This window comes from Pseudomonas sp. 21615526, assembly GCF_013386245.1.
GTDB lineage: Bacteria > Pseudomonadota > Gammaproteobacteria > Pseudomonadales > Pseudomonadaceae > Aquipseudomonas.
This window is the reverse complement of sequence record NZ_JACAOM010000010.1, coordinates 62,843-82,351: the sequence shown is the minus strand read 5'-3', so window position 1 is coordinate 82,351 and position 19,509 is coordinate 62,843. Positions and strand designations below refer to the sequence as shown.

The 19,509-nt window shown below is 59.3% G+C and carries 22 protein-coding genes and 1 tRNA gene; 5 read left to right on the top strand and 18 right to left on the bottom strand.

The window, feature by feature from the left end:
• The first annotated feature begins 48 nt into the window (after window positions 1-48).
• The 5 genes from lldD to pstB all read left to right on the top strand — a co-directional run bounded on the left by lldD (window position 49) and on the right by pstB (window position 5,087).
• Window positions 49-1,191, top strand: coding sequence for an FMN-dependent L-lactate dehydrogenase LldD (lldD, locus tag HX786_RS04570; protein ID WP_003209842.1), 1,143 nt, complete (start codon window positions 49-51; stop codon window positions 1,189-1,191).
• 169 nt (window positions 1,192-1,360) lie between these two features.
• A complete protein-coding gene (pstS, locus tag HX786_RS04565) occupies window positions 1,361-2,377 on the top strand; it encodes a phosphate ABC transporter substrate-binding protein PstS (RefSeq protein WP_003209841.1) in 1,017 nt (338 codons plus the stop codon).
• A gap of 66 nt (window positions 2,378-2,443) precedes the next feature.
• Complete coding sequence (gene pstC, locus HX786_RS04560; RefSeq protein ID WP_087692899.1) at window positions 2,444-3,439, top strand: phosphate ABC transporter permease subunit PstC; 996 nt, start codon at window positions 2,444-2,446, stop codon at window positions 3,437-3,439.
• Window positions 3,436-4,308, top strand: coding sequence for a phosphate ABC transporter permease PstA (gene pstA, locus HX786_RS04555; RefSeq protein ID WP_003209837.1), 873 nt, complete (start codon window positions 3,436-3,438; stop codon window positions 4,306-4,308). The genes pstC and pstA overlap by 4 nt, the downstream gene beginning before the upstream one ends.
• Window positions 4,308-5,087: a phosphate ABC transporter ATP-binding protein PstB gene (pstB, locus tag HX786_RS04550; protein ID WP_003209835.1), complete on the top strand. Its 780-nt coding sequence runs from the start codon at window positions 4,308-4,310 to the stop codon at window positions 5,085-5,087. Before pstA ends, pstB begins: the two co-directional genes overlap by 1 nt.
• Window positions 5,088-5,205: 118 nt before the next feature.
• Here pstB and HX786_RS04545 read toward each other — a convergent pair.
• The 18 genes from HX786_RS04545 to HX786_RS04460 form a co-directional block, all read right to left on the bottom strand.
• Window positions 5,206-5,281, bottom strand: a tRNA-Lys gene (locus HX786_RS04545).
• Between the two features lie 63 nt (window positions 5,282-5,344).
• Window positions 5,345-6,022: a 7-cyano-7-deazaguanine synthase QueC gene (queC, locus tag HX786_RS04540; RefSeq protein ID WP_043225928.1), complete on the bottom strand. Its 678-nt coding sequence runs from the start codon at window positions 6,020-6,022 to the stop codon at window positions 5,345-5,347.
• Between the two features lies 1 nt (window position 6,023).
• Entirely contained in the window at window positions 6,024-6,671 is a 648-nt protein-coding gene (gene queE, locus HX786_RS04535) for a 7-carboxy-7-deazaguanine synthase QueE (protein WP_178911769.1), read from the bottom strand.
• 164 nt (window positions 6,672-6,835) lie between these two features.
• On the bottom strand, window positions 6,836-7,669 hold the full coding sequence (gene ybgF, locus HX786_RS04530; protein WP_023659229.1) for a tol-pal system protein YbgF: 834 nt from the start codon (window positions 7,667-7,669) through the stop codon (window positions 6,836-6,838).
• A gap of 6 nt (window positions 7,670-7,675) precedes the next feature.
• Window positions 7,676-8,176 carry a peptidoglycan-associated lipoprotein Pal gene (pal, locus tag HX786_RS04525; protein WP_003209827.1) on the bottom strand — a complete coding sequence of 167 codons (501 nt, stop codon included), beginning with the start codon at window positions 8,174-8,176 and terminating at the stop codon, window positions 7,676-7,678.
• 55 nt (window positions 8,177-8,231) lie between these two features.
• Entirely contained in the window at window positions 8,232-9,512 is a 1,281-nt protein-coding gene (tolB, locus tag HX786_RS04520; RefSeq protein WP_032868196.1) for a Tol-Pal system beta propeller repeat protein TolB, read from the bottom strand.
• Between the two features lie 17 nt (window positions 9,513-9,529).
• On the bottom strand, window positions 9,530-10,603 hold the full coding sequence (tolA, locus tag HX786_RS04515; RefSeq protein WP_003209823.1) for a cell envelope integrity protein TolA: 1,074 nt from the start codon (window positions 10,601-10,603) through the stop codon (window positions 9,530-9,532).
• The gene (tolR, locus tag HX786_RS04510) at window positions 10,603-11,055 is read right to left on the bottom strand and encodes a protein TolR (RefSeq protein ID WP_161635741.1); all 453 of its coding nucleotides are present in this window, start codon (window positions 11,053-11,055) and stop codon (window positions 10,603-10,605) included. The genes tolA and tolR overlap by 1 nt, the downstream gene beginning before the upstream one ends.
• 23 nt (window positions 11,056-11,078) lie before the next feature.
• Window positions 11,079-11,774 (bottom strand): protein TolQ, encoded by a 696-nt coding sequence (tolQ, locus tag HX786_RS04505; protein ID WP_003209819.1) that lies wholly within the window; start codon window positions 11,772-11,774, stop codon window positions 11,079-11,081.
• 1 nt (window position 11,775) lies between these two features.
• A complete protein-coding gene (gene ybgC, locus HX786_RS04500; protein WP_008432379.1) occupies window positions 11,776-12,231 on the bottom strand; it encodes a tol-pal system-associated acyl-CoA thioesterase in 456 nt (151 codons plus the stop codon).
• Between the two features lie 138 nt (window positions 12,232-12,369).
• Window positions 12,370-13,428 carry a Holliday junction branch migration DNA helicase RuvB gene (ruvB, locus tag HX786_RS04495; RefSeq protein ID WP_003209815.1) on the bottom strand — a complete coding sequence of 353 codons (1,059 nt, stop codon included), beginning with the start codon at window positions 13,426-13,428 and terminating at the stop codon, window positions 12,370-12,372.
• Complete coding sequence (ruvA, locus tag HX786_RS04490; RefSeq protein ID WP_003209814.1) at window positions 13,429-14,040, bottom strand: Holliday junction branch migration protein RuvA; 612 nt, start codon at window positions 14,038-14,040, stop codon at window positions 13,429-13,431.
• 115 nt (window positions 14,041-14,155) lie between these two features.
• On the bottom strand, window positions 14,156-14,680 hold the full coding sequence (gene ruvC, locus HX786_RS04485; RefSeq protein WP_003209812.1) for a crossover junction endodeoxyribonuclease RuvC: 525 nt from the start codon (window positions 14,678-14,680) through the stop codon (window positions 14,156-14,158).
• Window positions 14,681-14,835: 155 nt separating this feature from the next.
• On the bottom strand, window positions 14,836-15,582 hold the full coding sequence (locus HX786_RS04480; RefSeq protein WP_003209810.1) for a YebC/PmpR family DNA-binding transcriptional regulator: 747 nt from the start codon (window positions 15,580-15,582) through the stop codon (window positions 14,836-14,838).
• Between the two features lie 151 nt (window positions 15,583-15,733).
• Window positions 15,734-17,509: an aspartate--tRNA ligase gene (gene aspS / locus HX786_RS04475; RefSeq protein WP_003209808.1), complete on the bottom strand. Its 1,776-nt coding sequence runs from the start codon at window positions 17,507-17,509 to the stop codon at window positions 15,734-15,736.
• A 108-nt stretch (window positions 17,510-17,617) separates the two neighbouring features.
• Window positions 17,618-17,839 (bottom strand): FmdB family zinc ribbon protein, encoded by a 222-nt coding sequence (locus tag HX786_RS04470; RefSeq protein WP_003209804.1) that lies wholly within the window; start codon window positions 17,837-17,839, stop codon window positions 17,618-17,620.
• Between the two features lie 218 nt (window positions 17,840-18,057).
• Complete coding sequence (locus tag HX786_RS04465; RefSeq protein WP_043225921.1) at window positions 18,058-18,411, bottom strand: ribbon-helix-helix domain-containing protein; 354 nt, start codon at window positions 18,409-18,411, stop codon at window positions 18,058-18,060.
• A gap of 209 nt (window positions 18,412-18,620) precedes the next feature.
• Window positions 18,621-19,094 carry a Dps family protein gene (locus tag HX786_RS04460; RefSeq protein ID WP_003209800.1) on the bottom strand — a complete coding sequence of 158 codons (474 nt, stop codon included), beginning with the start codon at window positions 19,092-19,094 and terminating at the stop codon, window positions 18,621-18,623.
• Window positions 19,095-19,509: the final 415 nt, after the last annotated feature.

Below are 19,509 nucleotides of genomic sequence, written 5' to 3'. Positions count from 1 at the left end.
TTGTCTATCCTCACCCCACCGTTTTCTTCACTCGGGGCATCACTGTTCATGATCATTTCGTCTGCATCGGATTACCGCGAAGCCGCCCGCCGCAAACTGCCGCGTTTCCTGTTCGACTACATCGACGGCGGCGCCTACGCCGAACACACCCTCAGGGCCAACAGCTCCGACCTGTCGGATATCAGCCTGCGCCAGCGCATCCTGCGCAACGTCGAAAGCCTGAGCCTTGAAACCACGTTGTTCGACCAGCCATTGGCGATGCCGGTGGTCCTCAGCCCGGTGGGCCTGACCGGCATGTTTGCCCGGCGTGGTGAAGTCCAGGCGGCGAAGGCGGCAGCGAACAAGGGCATTCCGTTTTGCCTGTCGACCGTTTCCGTGTGCCCGATCGAGGAAGTGGCGTCCCAGAGCCCGCAATCGATCTGGTTTCAGCTGTATGTGCTGAAAGACCGCGGCTTCATGAAAAACGCCCTGGAGCGCGCCCAGGCCGCCGGGGTGAAAAACCTCGTGTTCACGGTCGACATGCCCACCCCCGGCGCGCGTTATCGCGACGCCCATTCGGGTATGTCCGGTGCCTACGGGCCGCAACGCCAAATCCTGCAGGCCATGACCAAACCGGCCTGGGCCTTCGATGTGGGCCTGCTGGGTCGCCCCCACGACCTGGGCAACATCTCCAAGTACCTGGGCAAGCCCACCCAACTGAAGGACTACATCGGCTGGCTGGCCAACAACTTCGACCCTTCCATCAGTTGGAAAGACCTGGAGTGGATCCGCGAATTCTGGAAAGGCCCGATGATCATCAAAGGCATCCTCGACCCACAGGATGCCAAGGACGCGGTGAGCTTTGGTGCCGACGGCATCGTCGTCTCCAACCACGGCGGGCGCCAGCTGGATGGCGTGCTGTCCACAGCCAAGGCACTGGCGCCTATCGTACAAGCCGTGGGCAGCGATCTGACGGTGCTGGTGGACTCCGGCGTACGCTCGGGGCTGGACGTGGTGCGCATGCTCGCGCTGGGCGCCAAGGGCGTTCTGCTGGGCCGTGCACAGGCTTACGCACTGGCCGCCGACGGGCAGCGTGGCGTGGAGAACCTGCTGGATATCTTCGCCAAGGAAATGCGCGTGGCCATGACGTTGACCGGAGTCACGTCGATCGCCCAGATCGATGAGTCGATCCTGGTGCGCAGCCAGGGTTGATCAGTGCAGCGACCTCGGAGCATCCCTTCCGGGGTCGCCCACAGATATTTCTAAATGTTTCTTCATAAAGCCAAACCGTCATTAAACAGACACATTTCAGGAATTAAATCGTCACGTCCCAGGCAGGTGGAGTCCTCCACCTGCCCCCTTCCTTTGAGGTGTCGTCGTGATGTTGCTGACCAAAAAGAGTCTGTCAGTGTTGTTCACTGCCCTGTGCCTGAGTGGTGTCGCTCACGCCACTGACGTCACGGGCGCAGGCTCCAGTTTCGTCTACCCGGTGCTGTCCAAGTGGTCCCAGGAATACAGCAAAAGCTCCAGTGACCGGATCAACTACCAGTCCATCGGCTCCGGTGGTGGTATCGCCCAGATCAAGGCGGCTACCGTGGACTTCGGTGCGTCCGACGCGCCGCTGTCGGCGGATGAACTGAAGGCCGGCGGCCTCGGCCAATTCCCAAGCGTGATTGGCGGCATCGTGCCGGTGATGAACGTCGAGGGCGTTGCAGCTGGCCAGCTGAAACTCGATGGTGATGTGCTGGCGAAGATCTTCCTCGGTGACATCAAGGCCTGGAACGACCCGGCGATTGCCGCCCTCAACCCCGGCTTGAAACTGCCGGGCGCGAATATCACCGTGGTCCACCGCTCGGACGGCTCGGGCACCTCGTACAACTTCACCAACTACCTCTCCAAGGTCAGTGATGGCTGGAAAACCAAAATCGGTTTCGGCACCACCGTGCCGTGGCCGGTCGGTGTGGGCGGCAAGGGTAACGAAGGTGTTTCGGCCTACGTGAAGCAGATCAAGAACTCCATCGGCTTTGTTGAATACGCCTACGCCCTGCAAAACAAGATGACCTACGCCTCACTGAAGAACGCGTCCGGCAAATTCGTCGAGCCCAACGCCAAGGCCTTCCAGGCAGCGGCTGATACTGCCGATTGGGCCAACGCCCATGACTTCAACCTGATCATGACCAACGCACCGGGCGAGAACGCGTGGCCGATCACGGCGACCACCTGGATCATCATGTACAAGCAGGCAAAAAACGCCGAGCAAAGCCAGGCCGCTTTCAACTTCTTCAAATGGTCGTTGGAGAAAGGTCAGCAGCAGGCTGCGGCATTGGACTACGTAGCGTTGCCCGATTCCCTCGTGACCCGGATCGAAGGTTACTGGAAGTCTGACTTCGCCCACTGATCCGCCTCTATAGCCCCCTTCCTCAAGCATGTGCATGCTTGATGGAGGCGGGTGAGCACTTCTGATATGAACGACACCGTGCAATCCCTGGTTATGACTACTCACGCAAGCGACGTGTCGGGTGATAGCCGCGCCGCTCGCGATCAGCGCCACGATCTGTGGTTCAAACGCTCGATGTTCGGGGCCGCGATGCTGGTGCTGCTGCTCTTGGCAAGCATCGCCGCCTCCACCCTGTGGGGCGGTGGCCTGGCCTTCAAGACCTTCGGTTTCGGTTTCATCACCAGCACCGAGTGGGATGCGGTCAACAACCACTTTGGCGCCCTGGTACCGATCTACGGCACCTTGGTCACCTCGTTGCTGGCGTTGCTGATTGCGGTGCCGGTGAGTTTCGGCATCGCGATTTTCCTCACCGAAGTGGCGCCGCCCTGGCTCAGAATGCCGGTCGCCTCCGCCGTTGAATTGCTCGCGGGCATTCCCTCGATTATCTATGGCATGTGGGGCCTGTTTGTTTTCGGGCCCTTTATGGCTGAACACTTGTCACCCTGGATCAATGACTACCTGGGTGCGCTTCCGTTTATTGGCTCGCTGTTCCAGGGGCCGCCGCTGGGCATCGGGATGCTGACCGCCGGCATCGTGCTGGCGATCATGATCACGCCGTTCATCACGTCGGTGATGCATGAGGTGTTCCGCAGTGTGCCGACTCAATTGAAGGAGTCGGCCTACGCACTGGGCAGTACTACCTGGGAAGTGGTGTGGGACATCGTCCTGCCCTACACCCGTTCGGCCGTGGTCGGCGGGATCTTTCTCGGCCTCGGCCGCGCCCTGGGTGAAACCATGGCCGTGACCTTCGTGCTGGGCAACGCGCAACAGTTCTCCGCCTCGTTGCTGATGCCCAGCAGTTCCATCGCGTCCGTCATCGCCAACGAGTTCAGCGAGGCGTACACCGACCTGCATCGTTCGGCGCTGATCGCCCTGGGCTTCCTGCTGTTTATCGTGACATTCGTGGTGCTGGCACTGGCGCGGCTGATGCTCATGCGCCTGTCCCGCAAGGAGGGCCTATGAGCAGCAACGAACGCCTGTACCGCAAGCGTGCCTTGAAGAACCGGGTGGCCATGCTGCTCAGTTGTGGCGCGACAGTCTTTGGCCTGCTGTGGCTGGCGTGGATTCTGCTGACCACCATCATCAACGGCTTTCAGGCGCTCAACCTGCGCCTGTTTACCGAGATGACGCCGCCACCCGGAACAGACGGCGGCCTGGCCAACGCGTTTTATGGCAGCGCCCTGATGTCCGGGATTGCGCTGCTGATTGGCACGCCCATCGGACTGATGGCCGGTATCTGGCTGGCGGAATTCGCACGGCACTCGCGCCTGGGTACCACGGTGCGTTTCATCAACGACATCCTGCTGTCCGCGCCGTCGATCGTGCTGGGCCTGTTCATCTACACCGGGGTGATCCTGCCGCTGAACCTGCTGACCAATCACCAGGTAGGTTTCTCCGCCATTGCCGGTGCCCTGGCGCTGGCCTTGCTGGTGATTCCTGTGGTGGTGCGCACGACCGACGAGATGCTCCAACTGCAACCTTCCACCATGCGCGAGGCGGCCCTGGCCCTGGGCGTACCCCAGTGGAAACTGACGTTGCAGATCGTGTTGAGAGCGGCCAAGGCCGGCGTGGTGACCGGCATCCTGCTGGCGCTGGCGCGGATTACCGGGGAAACCGCACCGCTGCTGTTCACCGCCTTCGGCAACCAGTTCTGGAGCAGCAACCTGCTCAAGCCGATTGCCAGCGTGCCGGTGGTTATTTTCCAGTACGCCATGAGCCCCTTCGATGACTGGCACTCCCTCGCATGGGCAGGCGCCTTGGTACTGACGATGTTCGTGCTGGTGCTGAGCTTGCTGTCTCGCCTGATTCTTTTGCGCAATAGGTCCCACTGATGCAATCGACCCGCCTTGATCCTGAAAAAACCAAAATCCGTGTCCGTGGGTTGGAGTTTTTCTACAACAACCAACGTTCGCTGAAATCCATCGACATCGACATTCCGGAAAAACGCATCACCGCGATCATCGGCCCATCGGGCTGCGGCAAGTCGACCTTGCTGCGGGTGTTCAACCGTATCTACTCGATGTACCCGAAGCAGGAAGCCCGCGGTGAAGTGCTGCTCAATGGCGAAAACATCCTCGCCCCCGGCTATTCGATGAACCGCCTGCGCAGCCACGTCGGAATGGTCTTCCAGAAGCCGGTACCGTTCCCGATGTCGATCTACGACAACATCGCCTATGCCGTGCGTCACCACGAAAAGCTGTCGCGCCGGGAAATGGATGATCGAGTCGAGCAAGCCTTGCGCGGCGGCGCGCTGTGGGATGAGGTGAAGGACAAACTCAAACAAAGCGCCCAGAGTCTTTCCGGCGGACAACAGCAACGCCTGTGCATCGCCCGCACCATTGCGCTGCGCCCACAGGTATTGCTGCTGGATGAACCGACCTCGGCGCTCGACCCGATTTCCACCGGGCGCATCGAGCAGTTGATCACCGAGCTGAAGGAGCAATACACGGTGATCATCGTGACCCACAACATGCAGCAGGCCGCCCGGGTGTCGGACAGCACGGCGTTCATGTTCATGGGCGAACTGATTGAGCATGGCAATACGGATGAGATCTTCACCAAGCCGAAGATGAAACAGACCGAGGACTACATCACCGGGCGGTTTGGCTAGCTTTAACAAAAAAGCCGATCACTCTCTGTCGCGAGAGTGATCGGCTTTTTACTGGGCAAAAAAAAACCCGGAAATCCTCACTTGCGTGGGCCTTCCGGATTTTCTAAACCGCCAAAAATGGTGGGTCGTGTGGGATTCGAACCTACGACCAATTGGTTAAAAGCCAACTGCTCTACCAACTGAGCTAACGACCCGCTGTGTGGTGGCGCGTATAATACTGATTTCTAAGGATTATTCAACACCTTATTTAAAATAAATCAGAAATAACGCGTTGGGTCAGTAATTCCGGCCGCTTGGAAGCCCTCTGCACGCAGTCTGCAGCTGTCGCATTTCCCACAAGCGCGACCATCAGTGTCTGCCTGATAGCAGGAAACAGTCAGCGAGTAATCGACGCCAAGTCCTACGCCTGCCTTCACGATATCGGCCTTGCTGCGGTTCTGCAGCGGCGCCAGGATGCGAAAGCCCTGCCCTTCTACACCGGCCTTGGTCGCCAGGTTGGCCATGCGCTCGAACGACTCGATGTACTCGGGACGGCAGTCCGGGTACCCGGCGTAGTCCAGGGCGTTGACGCCGATGAAGATGTCGCGGGCATTGAGCACCTCGGCCCAGCCGAGGGCCAGGGACAGGAAGACCGTGTTGCGTGCCGGCACGTAGGTCACCGGAATGCCTTCGCTGGGGCCTTGCGGCACGTCTATGGAGCTGTCGGTCAGCGCCGAGCCACCCATGCCGTCGAGATTCAGACCGATCACCTTGTGCTCAACCGCGCCCAGGTCTCGGGCGACACGGGCGGCAGCGTTCAGTTCGGCACGGTGACGCTGGCCGTAGTCGAAGCTCATGGTGTAGCAGCTGTAGCCTTCTGCACGGGCCATGGCGACCACGGTCGCGGAGTCGAGGCCGCCGGACAGCAGGATCACCGCACGTTTTTGATCAGTCATCTCAGCGCCCCGGCTCATCGTTCCACAGGTACTTGTGCAGCTGCAGTTGCAGACGCACCGGAAGGTTGTCTGCAACGACCCAGTCGGCCAGGTCGCGAGCATTCAGGTCATGATGGCTGGGGGAAAACAGCACTTCGCCGGCGCGGCGGTCCAGGCCATACTGGATCAGCTTGGAGGTCGCCCAGTCGTAGTCTTCACGGGAACAGATGACGAACTTGACCTGGTCGTTGGCCGTCAGCAGCTCGATGTTCTCGTAGCGGTTGCGATGCACTTCCTTGGAGCCTGGGGTCTTGAGGTCGACGACTCGGCTGACCCGAGGGTCGACTGCAGAGATATCGAGGGCGCCGCTGGTTTCCAGGGACACCTCGTAACCGGCATTGCACAACTGCTTGAGCAAGGGAATGGCATTGGGCTGTGCCAGGGGCTCGCCACCCGTGACGCAGACATAACGCGGCCGGTAACCGGCCACCTGCTCAAGGATGTCTTCAAGGGTGCGCACGGTGCCGCCGCTGAAGGCGTAGGCGCTGTCGCAGTACTGGCAACGCAGCGGGCAACCGGTGAGGCGCACAAATACAGTGGGCAGCCCGGCAGTGCGCGTTTCACCCTGCAACGAGTAAAAAACTTCGGTGATACGTAATGTGTCTTGCATAGTCGCCACGGGCGTAACAGCTAAACAGGCTGTCCGCCTCCGTCAGGCACTTCGAGGAATTCCGCCAACGCGTAAACCCCAGGAAGCGTGTTTCATAAAAGGGCGTGGATTCTAACGAAAAAACCCGCGCAGGGCGCGGGTTTCTTCTGAACGGGTTGCGACGCTTACATGCGTTGCAGATCCCGCTGAGCCAACTGGGCCGCAGAGGTACCCGGATATTGGGCCACCACCTGCTGCAGAATGCCTTTGACCTTGTCGGTATGACCCAGGCGGCGTTCTACGTCAGCCAGTTTGTACAGCGAATCCGGCACCTTGGCGTGCTTGGGGTACAGCTGGCTGACCTTGGCAAATGCCTGGCCTGCGCCCTGCAGATCACCCTTGGCCAGGTTCACCTCACCCAACCAGTACTGGGCGTTGCCCGCGTACTGGCTGTTCGGGTATTTGCGCAGGAATGCGGTAAAAGCCTGGCTGGCCTTATCGAAATCCTTGGCTTTGATCAGGTCGAAGGCTGCATCGTAATACAGCTTTTCCTTCGCCGGATCACCCGGTTCGCTGCTGGCGGCAGGGGCTTGGCTGGCAGCCGCGGCCCCTGCCGCTGCACCACCGGCGGCGCTTGCGGCGCCACCGGCAGAAGAATTATCAGGAGTAGCGGCTGGTGTAACGCCGGCTCCAATGCGTCGATCAAGATCCTGGTAACGCTCCAGGCCTTCTTGCTTCAGCTGGTTCACTTGATTCTGCAGAACCTCAATCGTGCCTTGTTGCTGCGACAATTGATCCTGCATGCGTTGCAGCTGGTTGAACAGTTCGCCCTGTGCCGAAGGCGCGGCAGTTGCCGCGCCCCCGGCATAGGCGCCGTTCGTGCCATAACCCGCTGGCGGATAACTGCTCCCGCTATTGTTATAGCCAGAGTTGCTATCTTCCACAGGAACCGCAGCCCACACCGCAAGCGGTGCCAGGCTGAGAGCCAATACAGTTAGAGCACGACGGCACGTTCGCATGACGAATTACTTACGCAGTTCGACGCGACGGTTTTGAGCCCAGGACTGCTCGTCGTGGCCAGTAGCAACTGGACGCTCTTTACCGTAGGAAACCAGTTCCAGTTGGCCTGGAGCAACACCTTGCAGAACCAGGTAGCGCTGAACGGCTTTCGCACGACGCTCGCCCAGTGCCATGTTGTACTCACGAGTACCACGTTCGTCGGTGTTACCTTCCAGAACAACGCGAGCGCCGTTAGCTTTCAGGTCCTTCGCGTGAACGTCCAGAGCGCGCATGGCTTCTGGTTTCAGGTCCGAACTGTCGTATTCGAAGTAGAAAGTGGTGATAGCGCGCAGAGCAGCTTCTTCGCTCAGGGAGCCGTCAACTGCACCAGTGTTAGCGCCGTAACCAGCGTTTGGATCAACAGCTGCGCCTTCACCGGCATTGTCGCCGCCTTTAGACGAGCAACCAACGGCTACGGACAGAGCCAGAGCCAGAGCAGCAAACTTACCAAACTTCAGCATTTCCATCGTGAAACTCCTAATGAACCCCAGTGTGTTAAGTACTTCTTTTTGTAGCGCCGCGTCAGTTCAGGTAAGGGGACCAGGACGGTTCTCTGACTTCGCCTTGAGCGGTAGGAAGCGGGAGCCTTACGCGTCCATTAATGGACACGAGCATCAAGACTCCCCGGCCCTGCTGGCGGGTGGCGTAGATTACCATGGTGCCGTTGGGCGCAACAGTAGCTGACTCATCAAGGTTGGTATCTGTAAGGATTTTTACGGTTCCACGCTGCAAATCCTGGGCCGCAACCCGGAAATTAGTGAAACCATCCTGACGGTGAATCATCACCAACGTCTTTTCATCAGCCGAAAGCTTAGGTGCAGCGTTGTAGTTACCAATAAAGGTCACTCGTTCGGCGCCGCCGCCGTTGACGCTGGTTTTGTAGACTTGCGGCTTGCCGCCACGGTCGGAGGTGAAGTAGATGGTCGAGCCATCCTTGCCCCAGAACGGTTCGGTGTTGATACCCGGGCCGCTGGTAACTCGGCTCAGTTGGCGCGAAGCCATGTTCATCACGTAGATGTCCGGGTTGCCATCCTTGGACAATACGAATGCCAGGCGTGAACCATCCGGCGACCAGGCTGGCGCGCCATTCAGGCCTTCGAAGTTGGTGATCTGCTCACGGCGACCGGTATCGATGTGCTGGACGAAGATCCGTGGACGCTTCTGTTCAAAGGACACGTAGGCGATACGCTTGCCATCTGGCGCGAAACGCGGCGACAGGATCGGCTCACGGGATTGCAGCAGCGTCACTGCACGCGCGCCGTCATAGTCGGAACGCTGCAAAGTGTAACGAGTGTTGTCTACCGAAAAACGCTCGGCCGTTACATAGAGCAAGCGCGTGGAGAAGGCACCCTTGATCCCGGTCAGTTTTTCAAACGACTGGTCGGAGATGTAGTGCGCCATGTCCCGCAGCTGATCCGTGGTGCCCGACACGCTGCCGGTCAGCACTTGCTGCTCGGTCGCGACGTTGAACAGGGTGTACTGGATCTGCAGGCGACCGCCGGCGGGCGTGATGCTGCCCACCATCAGGTACTGGGCGTTCAGCGCTTTCCAGTCACGGAAGATGACTTCGCTGGCCTGGGTCGGCTGGCTGATCATGTTGCCTTTGTCGATCGGTGCGTAGTAGCCGGAGTTGCGCAGGTCATCGCTGATGATCTGCGACATGTCGTCCGGCAGCACGCTGCCGCCCTGCCAGCCAAACGGCACAACGGCGATCGGGGTGGCCCGATCGCTACCGCTGGTGACCAGGATGTTCTTTTCATCCGCCGCCGCTATCCCTGCCATGCAGCAAATAACGACAAGCATTCCTCGAAGAAGGTTTCTCACAAGGCTAGATCCTCAGGTGTGAATGTCATCTTGAATGAACGGTAGGGAGCGAAGTCGCTTGGTTTCATTCCCTGCATCTCGGTCAACCGGCCAATGTTCTTGACCGCTGCTACCGCCGAACTGTCGAACGAACCGTCGCCACTGGACTTGGCCACGCTGACCGAAGTCACCGTACCGTCCGGCAACATGCCGATCTGCAGCACTACTGTCATGCCTTTACGTGCCGAAGGAGGACGGGTCCACCCTTCCGCTGCCCGTGAACGAATCAGGTCGTCGAAACTGCCCGCGACTTCATCACCACGTTCATCGGCCAAGGCTTGCTGGCGCTGCGGCGTGTCGGAAAGCAAATCGGCCAAGGCCTGGGCCTTTTTGTCTTCGGTCGATTTACGCGCTGCTTCCTGGGCCTTTTTCTTGGAGGCATCGGCGGCAGCTTTCTTCTTCGCATCGTCGGCGATCTTCTTCTTCGCCTCGTCAGCTTCAGCTTTCTTCTTGGCGTCGTCCGCGGCTTTCTTCTTCGCGTCTTCGACTATCTTTTTCTTCGCGTCTTCAGCGGCCTTTTTCTTGGCCTCTTCTTCGGCAGCCTTCTTGGCTTCTTCTTCAGATTTCTTCTTGGCTATATCAGCCAATTGTTTCTCTTCAGCTTTCTTGGCTTCGGCAGCTTTATCGGCTTTCTTGGCTTCATCAGCCTTTTGCGCCTCTGCAGCTTTCTTCGCCTCGTCAGCCTTTTTCGATTCCTCGGCCTTTTGAGCCGCCTCTTCTTTCTTTTGTTCCGCAGCAGCCTTCACCGCTTCCTGCTCGACCTTCTTCTGTTCCATCTGCTCGACTTCAGTCTGGCGCGCAGCCGACTTCTGGGCCTCACCCGCAATCTTCTGATTGGTCTGGGTGGTGGCCTGGCTTTTCGATTTCAGCTGATACAGGGTCGCCTGCACGATCGGCTTGGCTGGCGGCAGGTCCGGGGTCATGGCAAAGCTGACGAACAGCATGCCAAACACCAGGACGTGCAGGGCAATTGCCCAGACGCTAGGCCAGAAGTAGCTTTCCGAGGCGGACGGCTCTCGCTGTTGGTGCATCAGGGCGCCTCGGTAATCAAGCCAACATTACCGACCCCGGCCTTCTGCAGCCCGCCCATGGCGCCCATGACGGAGCCGTAGTCGACGACCTTGTCGCCGCGAATGAACACCTGGGTGTGCTTGCCACCTTCGTTGCCGGCGCGAATGATCTTGGTCACGGCATCAGTCATCTGCGGCAAGGTCATGGCCTTGTCCTGCTGTTTCTGAGTGTCGACTTCGCTGCCAAGGTTCCAGTAATAGGTCTTGTCAGCCTTGATCGAAATGGTCAGGACCTGGGTGTTGTTGTCCTGCGGCAAGGCTTCGCTGGAAACCTTGGGCAGATCAACCTTCACGCCCTGATTGAGCATCGGCGCGGTCACCATGAAGATAACCAGCAGCACCAGCATCACGTCGATGTAAGGCACTACGTTCATCTCGGCGACCGGCTTGCGCTTTTTGCGAGCTCGAGCGATTAAAGCCATTGGGAATTACCTGCTTATTCTTCGCTGGTGTGCACTTTACGGTGCAGGATCGCCTGGAATTCATCGGCGAAGGTGTAGTAACGGCTGATCAAGGTTTCGCCACGAGCGGCAAAACGGTTGTAGGCGATTACTGCGGGAATAGCTGCGAACAGACCGATGGCGGTGGCGATCAGCGCTTCGGCGATACCCGGGGCCACGGTGGCCAGGGTCGCTTGCTGGGCCTGGGCCAGGCCGCGGAAGGAGTTCATGATCCCCCATACGGTACCGAACAGGCCGATATACGGGCTGACGGAACCGACGGTGGCGAGGAACGGCAGGCTTTGCTCAAGCTTTTCTTCTTCGCGGGAGATGGCGACGCGCATGGCACGGGCCACGCCTTCCATGACCGCTTCCGGGTCAACGCCTGGCTGCTGGCGCAGACGGGAGAATTCCTTGAAGCCGGCGCGGAAGATCTGCTCGACGCCCGAATCCGGGTCCGGGTTGCTGCCCGCCTGGCGGTACAGCTTGGACAGGTCGATACCCGACCAGAAGCGCTCTTCGAAGCTCTCCAGGGCACGTCGACCAGCACGCAGCAGGTTGCTGCGCTGAAAAATCATGACCCAAGAGGTAACCGATGCGGCTACCAGGACCAGCATCACCAGTTGAACCACGACACTGGCATTGCTGACCAGGCTCCACATGGAGGAATGGTCGACGACGGTAGGTTCCACGCTAAATCTCCTGCTCTGAGTGTTTACCCGCGCCGCTCACGCCGGCAAAGGCCGCGCGTAGAGTTTCGGGAATGGCCCGGGGTTTCAAACTATTGGTGCGAACACAGGCCACCAGGAACTGCCCCTCACAGAGCAGCGTTGCATCCGTAGCCCGCCTGACCTGCTGTTTAAAGCGCAGGCTGGCACGGTTCAATTCGGTTATTTCTGCGCTGACCAGCAGCTCGTCGTCCAGTCGCGCCGGCGCGTGGTAACGCGCCTCGCTGGAATGCACGACAAACAACAGGTCCTCCCCTGCCAGCTGGGATTGGGCAAAGCCCAGCTCCCGTAGCCGCTCGGTTCGAGCCCGCTCCATGAACTTTAGGTAATTGACGTAATAAACGATGCCGCCAGCATCGGTGTCCTCGTAATAAACGCGACAGCGATGTGCGAACGACTGATCCCCGTTTTGCGCGCGCATACTCTAGTGCTTACTCCTCAGGTTGCCAATCCGGCCAGGCAACTGTTTTTCATTCTGTGGCACATTTCTAACGAAAGAATGACGACGCCAGCCACTAGGACAGCACAAACTCCGAATAAATCGAATCGCCAAGCGTTTTTAATCGTCTACTGCATCGAGGAATTCGTCTACTACGGGCATCTCGCCCAATCGTGACGGAATGTTTAACCCAAAGTGCAGATACGCATGCCGGGTGACCACACGCCCCCTTGGCGTGCGCATGATGTAGCCCTGCTGAATCAGATACGGCTCCAGTACATCCTCAATCGTATGCCGCTCTTCGCTGATGGCGGCGGCGAGGCTGTCCACGCCCACCGGGCCGCCATCGAACTTCTCGATCATGGTCAACAGCAGGCGCCGGTCCTGGTGATCAAAGCCATGCTCATCCACATCCAGCAGGTTCAGCGCCAGGTCTGCCACGGGCTTGGTGATATGCCCCTTGGCCCGCACTTCGGCAAAGTCGCGCACCCGGCGCAGCAGACGGTTGGCAATCCGCGGGGTACCACGGGCGCGGCGGGCGATTTCAAAGGCGCCTTCCGGGTCCAGGGGCAAGCCAAGGATGCTCGCCGAACGGCTGACGATGGTGGCCAGATCCGCCGTGCTATAGAACTCTAGACGTTGAACAATCCCGAAACGGTCTCGCAGCGGGTTGGTCAGCATGCCCGCACGGGTGGTCGCACCCACCAGCGTGAACGGTGGCAGGTCGAGCTTGATCGAGCGCGCCGCCGGGCCTTCACCGATCATGATGTCCAGTTGGAAGTCTTCCATGGCCGGGTACAGTACTTCCTCGACGATGGGCGAAAGCCGGTGGATCTCGTCGATAAACAGTACGTCGTGGGGCTCCAGGTTGGTCAGCAGCGCCGCCAGGTCGCCCGGGCGCTCCAGCACGGGGCCGGAGGTGGACTTGATCGACACGCCCATTTCCTGGGCGATGATGTTGGCCAGGGTGGTCTTGCCGAGCCCGGGCGGGCCGAAGATCAACGTGTGGTCCAGGGACTCGCTGCGCCCGCGCGCGGCCTGGATGAACAGCTCCATCTGCTCGCGCACGGTGGGCTGGCCGATGTATTCGGCAAGGCTCAGGGGGCGAATCGCCCGGTCCTGGATTTCTTCACGATCACGAGGCCCGGTGGCCGCGATCAGACGATCAGCTTCAATCACTTAAATCATTCCCTTCAGGGCGCGGCGGATCATGTCTTCGCTGCTCAGGTTCTTGTCCTTGATGGCTGACACGGCCTTGCTCGCCTCTTGCGGCTTGTAGCCCAGGGAGATCAGCGCGCTGACCGCATCGCTTTCAGCGCTGGCCACCGGCACACCCGGCGCATCAGGCTGGTTGGGCACCAGGGCAAACATGCTCGGCACAACCTCCCAGGCCTTGAAGCGGTCTTTGAGCTCCACCAGCAGGCGCTCGGCGGTTTTCTTGCCAACGCCCGGTACCTTGGTCAGCGCGGACGTGTCCTGGGCCGACACACAGCGCACCAATTCATCCACTTCCAGGCTCGACATCAGCGCCAGCGCCAGCTTCGGCCCCACGCCGTTGAGGCGGATCAGCTCACGGAAAAAATCCCGGTCACGCTTGCCAACGAACCCATAGAGCAATTGCGCGTCTTCGCGCACCACCAGGTGAGTGTGCAGGGTCAGCGGTTCACCGACCGACGGTAAGCGGTAGAGGGTGGTCATGGGCACTTCAAGCTCATAACCCAGCCCGTTTACATCCAGAATCAGGTGCGGTGGCTGTTTCTCAGCCAGGGTGCCGCGCAAGCGTCCAATCACGTTCGAATCCTTAAGAATCGGCTCAAATCAAGGCCTGGCCGGTAATAACGCGGGCATGCCGGCCGACAGCACAGGCCGTTCATGCACCCCACGCAGAATGAATGCGCTGATGCTATCAGAGACGCAGCCGGCCGCCACGACTGCGTGCGGTCCCCAAGCCATGGGGCATCAGGCTGGAACGGGTATGGGCATGGCAAATGGCAATGGCCAGGGCGTCGGAGGCATCGATTTGCGGTTTGGCGGTGAGTTTGAGCATGTGCATGACCATCATCATCACCTGCTCTTTATTGGCAGCACCGGTACCGACCACGGCTTGCTTGACCTGGGTCGCGGTGTATTCAGCGATCTCCATGCCCTCCTCGGCTCCGGCCACGATGGCCGCACCGCGGGCCTGGCCGAGCTTCAGGGCGGAGTCGGCGTTTTTCGCCATGAACACTTTTTCGATGCCCATGGTCACTGGCCCATAGGTCTGGATCACTTCACGCACGCCGCGATACACGATCTGCAAGCGCTCGGCCAACTCGCCGGCGCCGGTACGGATACAGCCCGACGCCACGTACACGCAGCCTCGCGGGGTCTGTTGGACCACGCCAAAGCCGGTGATTCGCGAACCGGGGTCGATACCTAGGATTAGAGTCATAACGCCTGCAGTTGGATAAAAAATTCTTGATATAGCCAAGATCAAAATGTGGGAGCGGGCTTGCTCGCGAAGGCGGTGTATCAGTCACCGTATTGACTGACTGACACGCCGCCTTCGCGAGCAAGCCCGCTCCCACATTAGATCTGCATCATCCTTCAGCCTAGCTGTTCAGCCACCGATTCCGGAATATCGGCATTGGAATAGACGTTCTGCACGTCATCCAGGTCTTCAAGCATGTCGAGCATCTTGAGTACCTTCTGCGCCCCGTCCAGGTCCAGCTCGGCGCTGGTGGTCGGCAGCATCACGATTTCCGCGTCGGTGCCTTTGAAACCAGCCGCTTCCAGGGCGTTGCGCACCGAATAGAAGCCCGCGAACGAGGTGAACACGTCGATGGAGCCGTCTTCGTTGGTCACCACGTCGTCGGCATCGGCCTCCATTGCCGCCTCAATCAGCGCATCTTCATCCACGCCCGGCGCGAAGGAAATCTGCCCCTTGCGCTCAAACAGGTAGGCCACCGAACCGTCAGTGCCGAGGTTGCCGCCACATTTGCTGAACGCATGGCGCACGGCAGCCGCGGTACGGTTGCGGTTGTCGGTCATGCACTCGACCATCACCGCCACGCCACCCGGGCCGTAGCCTTCGTAGCTCAACTCGACCATGTCGTCTGTATCGGCCGCACCGGCACCACGGGCCACGGCGCGGTCGATGATGTCGCGGCTCATGTTGGCGCCGAGGGCTTTGTCCAGGGCCAGGCGCAGGCGCGGGTTGGAACCCGGGTCACCGCCACCCTGGCGCGCGGCAACGGTCAGCTCGCGAATCCACTTGGTGAAGATCTTGCCTTTCTTGGCATCCTGACGCTCTTTGCGGTGCTTGATGTTCGCCCACTTGGAATGGCCAGCCATAACACAACTCCGAAATTCTGTAGAAACCTGTCGATCCCGCCCCAGGCGGGACTTCCCTCTTTAACGTGCAGCCCTTGTAACGCAAAGGCGCATCCGAAGATGCGCCCTTAGCTGACAATGTAAAACCTTATCGCGCTTTCACGCTGCGGCCTTACTCAGCCTTTGGTGTCTCGCGCAGACGGATATGCAGCTCGCGCAGTGCCTTGGCATCCACCACACCCGGCGCTTGCGTCATGACGTCGGCAGCACTTTGGGTTTTCGGGAAGGCAATCACTTCACGGATCGACTGGGCACCGGTCATCAGCATCACCAGACGGTCCAGGCCAAAGGCCAGGCCGCCATGGGGTGGCGCGCCGTATTTCAGGGCGTCGAGCAGGAAGCCGAACTTCTCTTGCTGCTCATCTTCGTTGATGCCCAGCAGGCGGAAGACCGATTGCTGCATTTCCTTGCGGTGGATACGGATCGAACCGCCACCCAGCTCGGTGCCGTTGAGCACCATGTCGTAGGCACGGGACAGAGCGCCAGCCGGGTTGGCTTCCAGCTCTTGCGGCGTGCACTTCGGCGCGGTGAACGGGTGGTGCAGTGCGCTGAAGCTGCCGTCGTCGTTTTCTTCGAACATCGGGAAGTCGACAACCCACATCGGCGCCCACTGGCAGGTCAGCAGGTTCAGGTCGTTGCCGACCTTGATCCGCAGTGCACCCAGCGCTTCGCTGACGATCTTCGACTTGTCGGCACCGAAGAACACGATGTCGCCGTCAACCGCGCCAACACGATCCAGGATCACATTGAGGTTGGCTTCAGGGATGTTCTTGACGATTGGCGACTGCAGGCCTTCGACGCCCTTGGCGCGCTCGTTGACCTTGATGTACGCCAGGCCCTTGGCACCGTAGATGCCGACGAACTTGGTGTAGTCGTCGATCTGCTTACGCGGCATGCTCGCAGCGCCAGGCACGCGCAGTGCGGCGATACGGCATTTCGGGTCGTTGGCCGGGCCGCTGAACACCTTGAAGTCGACATCTTTCAGTTGGTCTTCAACGTCAACCAGTTCCAGCGGGTTACGCAGGTCTGGCTTGTCGGAACCGTAACGACGCATGGCTTCTTCGAAGGTCATGTGCGGGAATTCGCCGAACTCCAGGTTCAGCACTTCCTTGAACAGGTTGCGGATCATCTGCTCGGTGATGCCCATGATCTCTTTTTCATCGAGGAAACTGGTCTCGATGTCGATCTGGGTGAATTCCGGCTGGCGGTCGGCCCGCAGGTCTTCGTCACGGAAGCACTTGGCGATCTGGTAGTAACGGTCGAAGCCGGCGACCATCAGCAGTTGCTTGAACAGCTGTGGCGATTGCGGCAAGGCGAAGAAGGAACCGGCGTGGGTACGGCTCGGCACCAGGTAGTCGCGGGCGCCTTCCGGGGTAGCACGGGTCAGGATCGGCGTCTCGACGTCGAGGAAGCCGTTCTCGTCGAGGAAGCGACGGATGCTGGTGGTCATGCGCGAACGCAGGCGCAGCTTCTCGGCCATTTCCGGGCGACGCAGGTCCAGGAAGCGATAACGCAGGCGGGTTTCTTCGCCAACGTCAGAGAACTCGTTCAGCGGGAACGGCGGAGTTTCCGACTCGTTCAGCACTTCCAGTTCGTAACCCAGCACTTCGATCATGCCCGACGCCATGTTGGCGTTGGTGGCACCGGCCGGACGCAGGCGAACCTTGCCGGTGATCTTCACGACGTACTCGCTACGCACGCGATCGGCGGCGGCGAAGCTCTCGGCGCGGTCCGGATCGAACACCACCTGGGCCAGACCATCACGATCACGGATATCGAGGAAGATCACCCCGCCGTGGTCGCGGCGACGGTGAACCCATCCGCAAAGGGTGATTTCCTGACCTTCCAGGGTCTCGTTCAGTTGGCCGCAATAGTGGCTGCGCATCATGATAGTGGTTTCGCTTCTCGTAATTCGAAATTCGGTGGAGGCCCGCCTCATCACCGTACAGCTAAGTCAGGTGACGGATAATGCAGGAGCCTGCGCGTAGAGTTCAACTCAGTCTGCTTTGTCGCCGCCGGCCAGATTCTTCTTCGAACCGGTCTTGAAGTCGGTCTCGTACCAACCGTTGCCACTCAGGCGAAAGCCCGGCATGGACAACATCTTCTTGAGCTCCGGTGCCTGGCAGGCAGGGCAATCGACCAGCGGCGCTGCGCTGATCTTTTGAATGGCTTCCAACTGATGACCACAGGAAGCGCATTGATAGTCGTACATGGGCATGGAGATGTCTCGGCGATCAGATCATTACTGCGCCACGCCCTGCCCTGGCTCTATCCTGTGGGAAAGTCCCGGCATGCGCAGCAAAGCCCGGGATTATATCTGGTAAATCGAGGCTGTGCAGCCGTAGCGGCGCGCTGCTCTTTATATAGATGACTGCAGCAGGCTTCTGCCGGGCGCCCGAGCCGGGGCAATCCCGGGACGGGCGCCCGGCACAAGGTTCATGCAGGGTCCGGCTGGACACTGGGCGCGACAAGCCGCCCTTTCAATACATGCACCACGCAAACCACCCTGACCAGACCGCTGAAGTTCTTTACACCGCCATAACGCAAGTGCACTTCCCGGTCCACGTAAGACAGCAGCGCACTGACCGAACACGTATTGATCCTGGCGATCTCCGCGAGGATATTCCAATACACCTCTTCGAGCCGCAAACACGTCGAAAAACCATTAAGCCGAACCGATCGGGACAATGGCCTGGCCAAGTTCATATCGAACCCCTTGGCAAAGGGATCTACCTTTATCTTGTGCAATCCGCACGTTTCCATAACTCCATTACCTGCTCCGCGTGACATACACTTGACACTCCATTGCCTGACGGCCACTCATGTTCTCGTTGGCCGTTGAGCTATAAAACATCAAGACGACAAGTGCAGCCAGAAGACAGGGAGCCGATCACCGTAGGACAAGCCAACGCGCGTATCAGGAAGCTCGCGGAATCACGGAAATCGCCGGGAAGCAGGCATGCGAGGGGCGTCAGCTCGACGCCCTCCCGCCACCGGTGTTATTTGTTTTCGAGCAGGGAACGCAACATCCATGCGGTCTTTTCATGCACTTGCATACGCTGGGTCAGCAAGTCCGCCGTCGGTTCATCACTGACTTTATCCAACAACGGGAAGATCCCCCGGGCTGTGCGAGTCACCGCTTCCTGGCCTTCGACCAGTTGCTTGATCATGTCTTCAGCGCTCGGCACACCCTCTTCTTCCTTGATCGAAGAAAGTCGCGCATACACCGAGTAGGCACCCGGTGCGGGAAAGCCCAGGGCACGAATACGCTCTGCGATTGAATCCACCGCCAGCGCCAGTTCGTTGTACTGCTCTTCAAACATCAAGTGCAGTGTACGAAACATGGGCCCCGTTACGTTCCAATGGAAGTTGTGGGTCTTCAGGTAAAGTACATAGGTATCGGAAAGCAGTCGCGAAAGTCCATCAACGATTGATTTACGGTCTTCTTCACTGATACCAATATCGATTGCCATGTGTTTCCCCTTCAATTGATAAAAATTCATTGATCAGGTGCAGGACCACTCTAGCAAGAGTGCCGGCCGTGCGCAGCCTGGCTGACCCTTTCGAGGTGCGGCAAATCGCCCCTTGCAGAGCGGGCTTGCCCGACAGGCAAGGCTTCAACAGCTACCGGAAAAATTACCCAGCACCTGCGAAAAAGCCTGCACCTGTCTAGGACAAGTGTTTGACGCAGAAATGCCGTGCCCCTTGTAACAGCCTGAAATGCTTGATTTGAGTAGGCACAGGCTTTGCTGTTAAATAGGCAGCGTGTCGCCGCCGATATTTTTCGCGGCAAGCGGCATAGGCTGATACCCGTGCACGTGCCCAACGCCTCCCATTGTTCAGAAGCGAACCGTGCCCGTCAGCTCTTCCTTGTGATCCGTCTTAACG

Bases quoted from the DNA above. Each gene is read 5' to 3' on its own strand.
- lldD (WP_003209842.1), top strand. From the start codon at position 49: ATGATCATTTCGTCTGCATCGGATTACCGCGAAGCCGCCCGCCGCAAA.
- pstS (WP_003209841.1), top strand. From the start codon at position 1,361: ATGTTGCTGACCAAAAAGAGTCTGTCAGTGTTGTTCACTGCCCTGTGC.
- pstC (WP_087692899.1), top strand. From the start codon at position 2,444: ATGAACGACACCGTGCAATCCCTGGTTATGACTACTCACGCAAGCGAC.
- pstA (WP_003209837.1), top strand. From the start codon at position 3,436: ATGAGCAGCAACGAACGCCTGTACCGCAAGCGTGCCTTGAAGAACCGG.
- pstB (WP_003209835.1), top strand. From the start codon at position 4,308: ATGCAATCGACCCGCCTTGATCCTGAAAAAACCAAAATCCGTGTCCGT.
- queC (WP_043225928.1), bottom strand. From the start codon at position 6,022: ATGACTGATCAAAAACGTGCGGTGATCCTGCTGTCCGGCGGCCTCGAC.
- queE (WP_178911769.1), bottom strand. From the start codon at position 6,671: ATGCAAGACACATTACGTATCACCGAAGTTTTTTACTCGTTGCAGGGT.
- ybgF (WP_023659229.1), bottom strand. From the start codon at position 7,669: ATGCGAACGTGCCGTCGTGCTCTAACTGTATTGGCTCTCAGCCTGGCA.
- pal (WP_003209827.1), bottom strand. From the start codon at position 8,176: ATGGAAATGCTGAAGTTTGGTAAGTTTGCTGCTCTGGCTCTGGCTCTG.
- tolB (WP_032868196.1), bottom strand. From the start codon at position 9,512: ATGCTTGTCGTTATTTGCTGCATGGCAGGGATAGCGGCGGCGGATGAA.
- tolA (WP_003209823.1), bottom strand. From the start codon at position 10,603: ATGCACCAACAGCGAGAGCCGTCCGCCTCGGAAAGCTACTTCTGGCCT.
- ybgC (WP_008432379.1), bottom strand. From the start codon at position 12,231: ATGCGCGCGCAAAACGGGGATCAGTCGTTCGCACATCGCTGTCGCGTT.
- ruvC (WP_003209812.1), bottom strand. From the start codon at position 14,680: ATGACTCTAATCCTAGGTATCGACCCCGGTTCGCGAATCACCGGCTTT.
- HX786_RS04480 (WP_003209810.1), bottom strand. From the start codon at position 15,582: ATGGCTGGCCATTCCAAGTGGGCGAACATCAAGCACCGCAAAGAGCGT.
- aspS (WP_003209808.1), bottom strand. From the start codon at position 17,509: ATGATGCGCAGCCACTATTGCGGCCAACTGAACGAGACCCTGGAAGGT.
- HX786_RS04470 (WP_003209804.1), bottom strand. From the start codon at position 17,839: ATGCCCATGTACGACTATCAATGCGCTTCCTGTGGTCATCAGTTGGAA.
- HX786_RS04465 (WP_043225921.1), bottom strand. From the start codon at position 18,411: ATGTCACGCGGAGCAGGTAATGGAGTTATGGAAACGTGCGGATTGCAC.
- HX786_RS04460 (WP_003209800.1), bottom strand. From the start codon at position 19,094: ATGGCAATCGATATTGGTATCAGTGAAGAAGACCGTAAATCAATCGTT.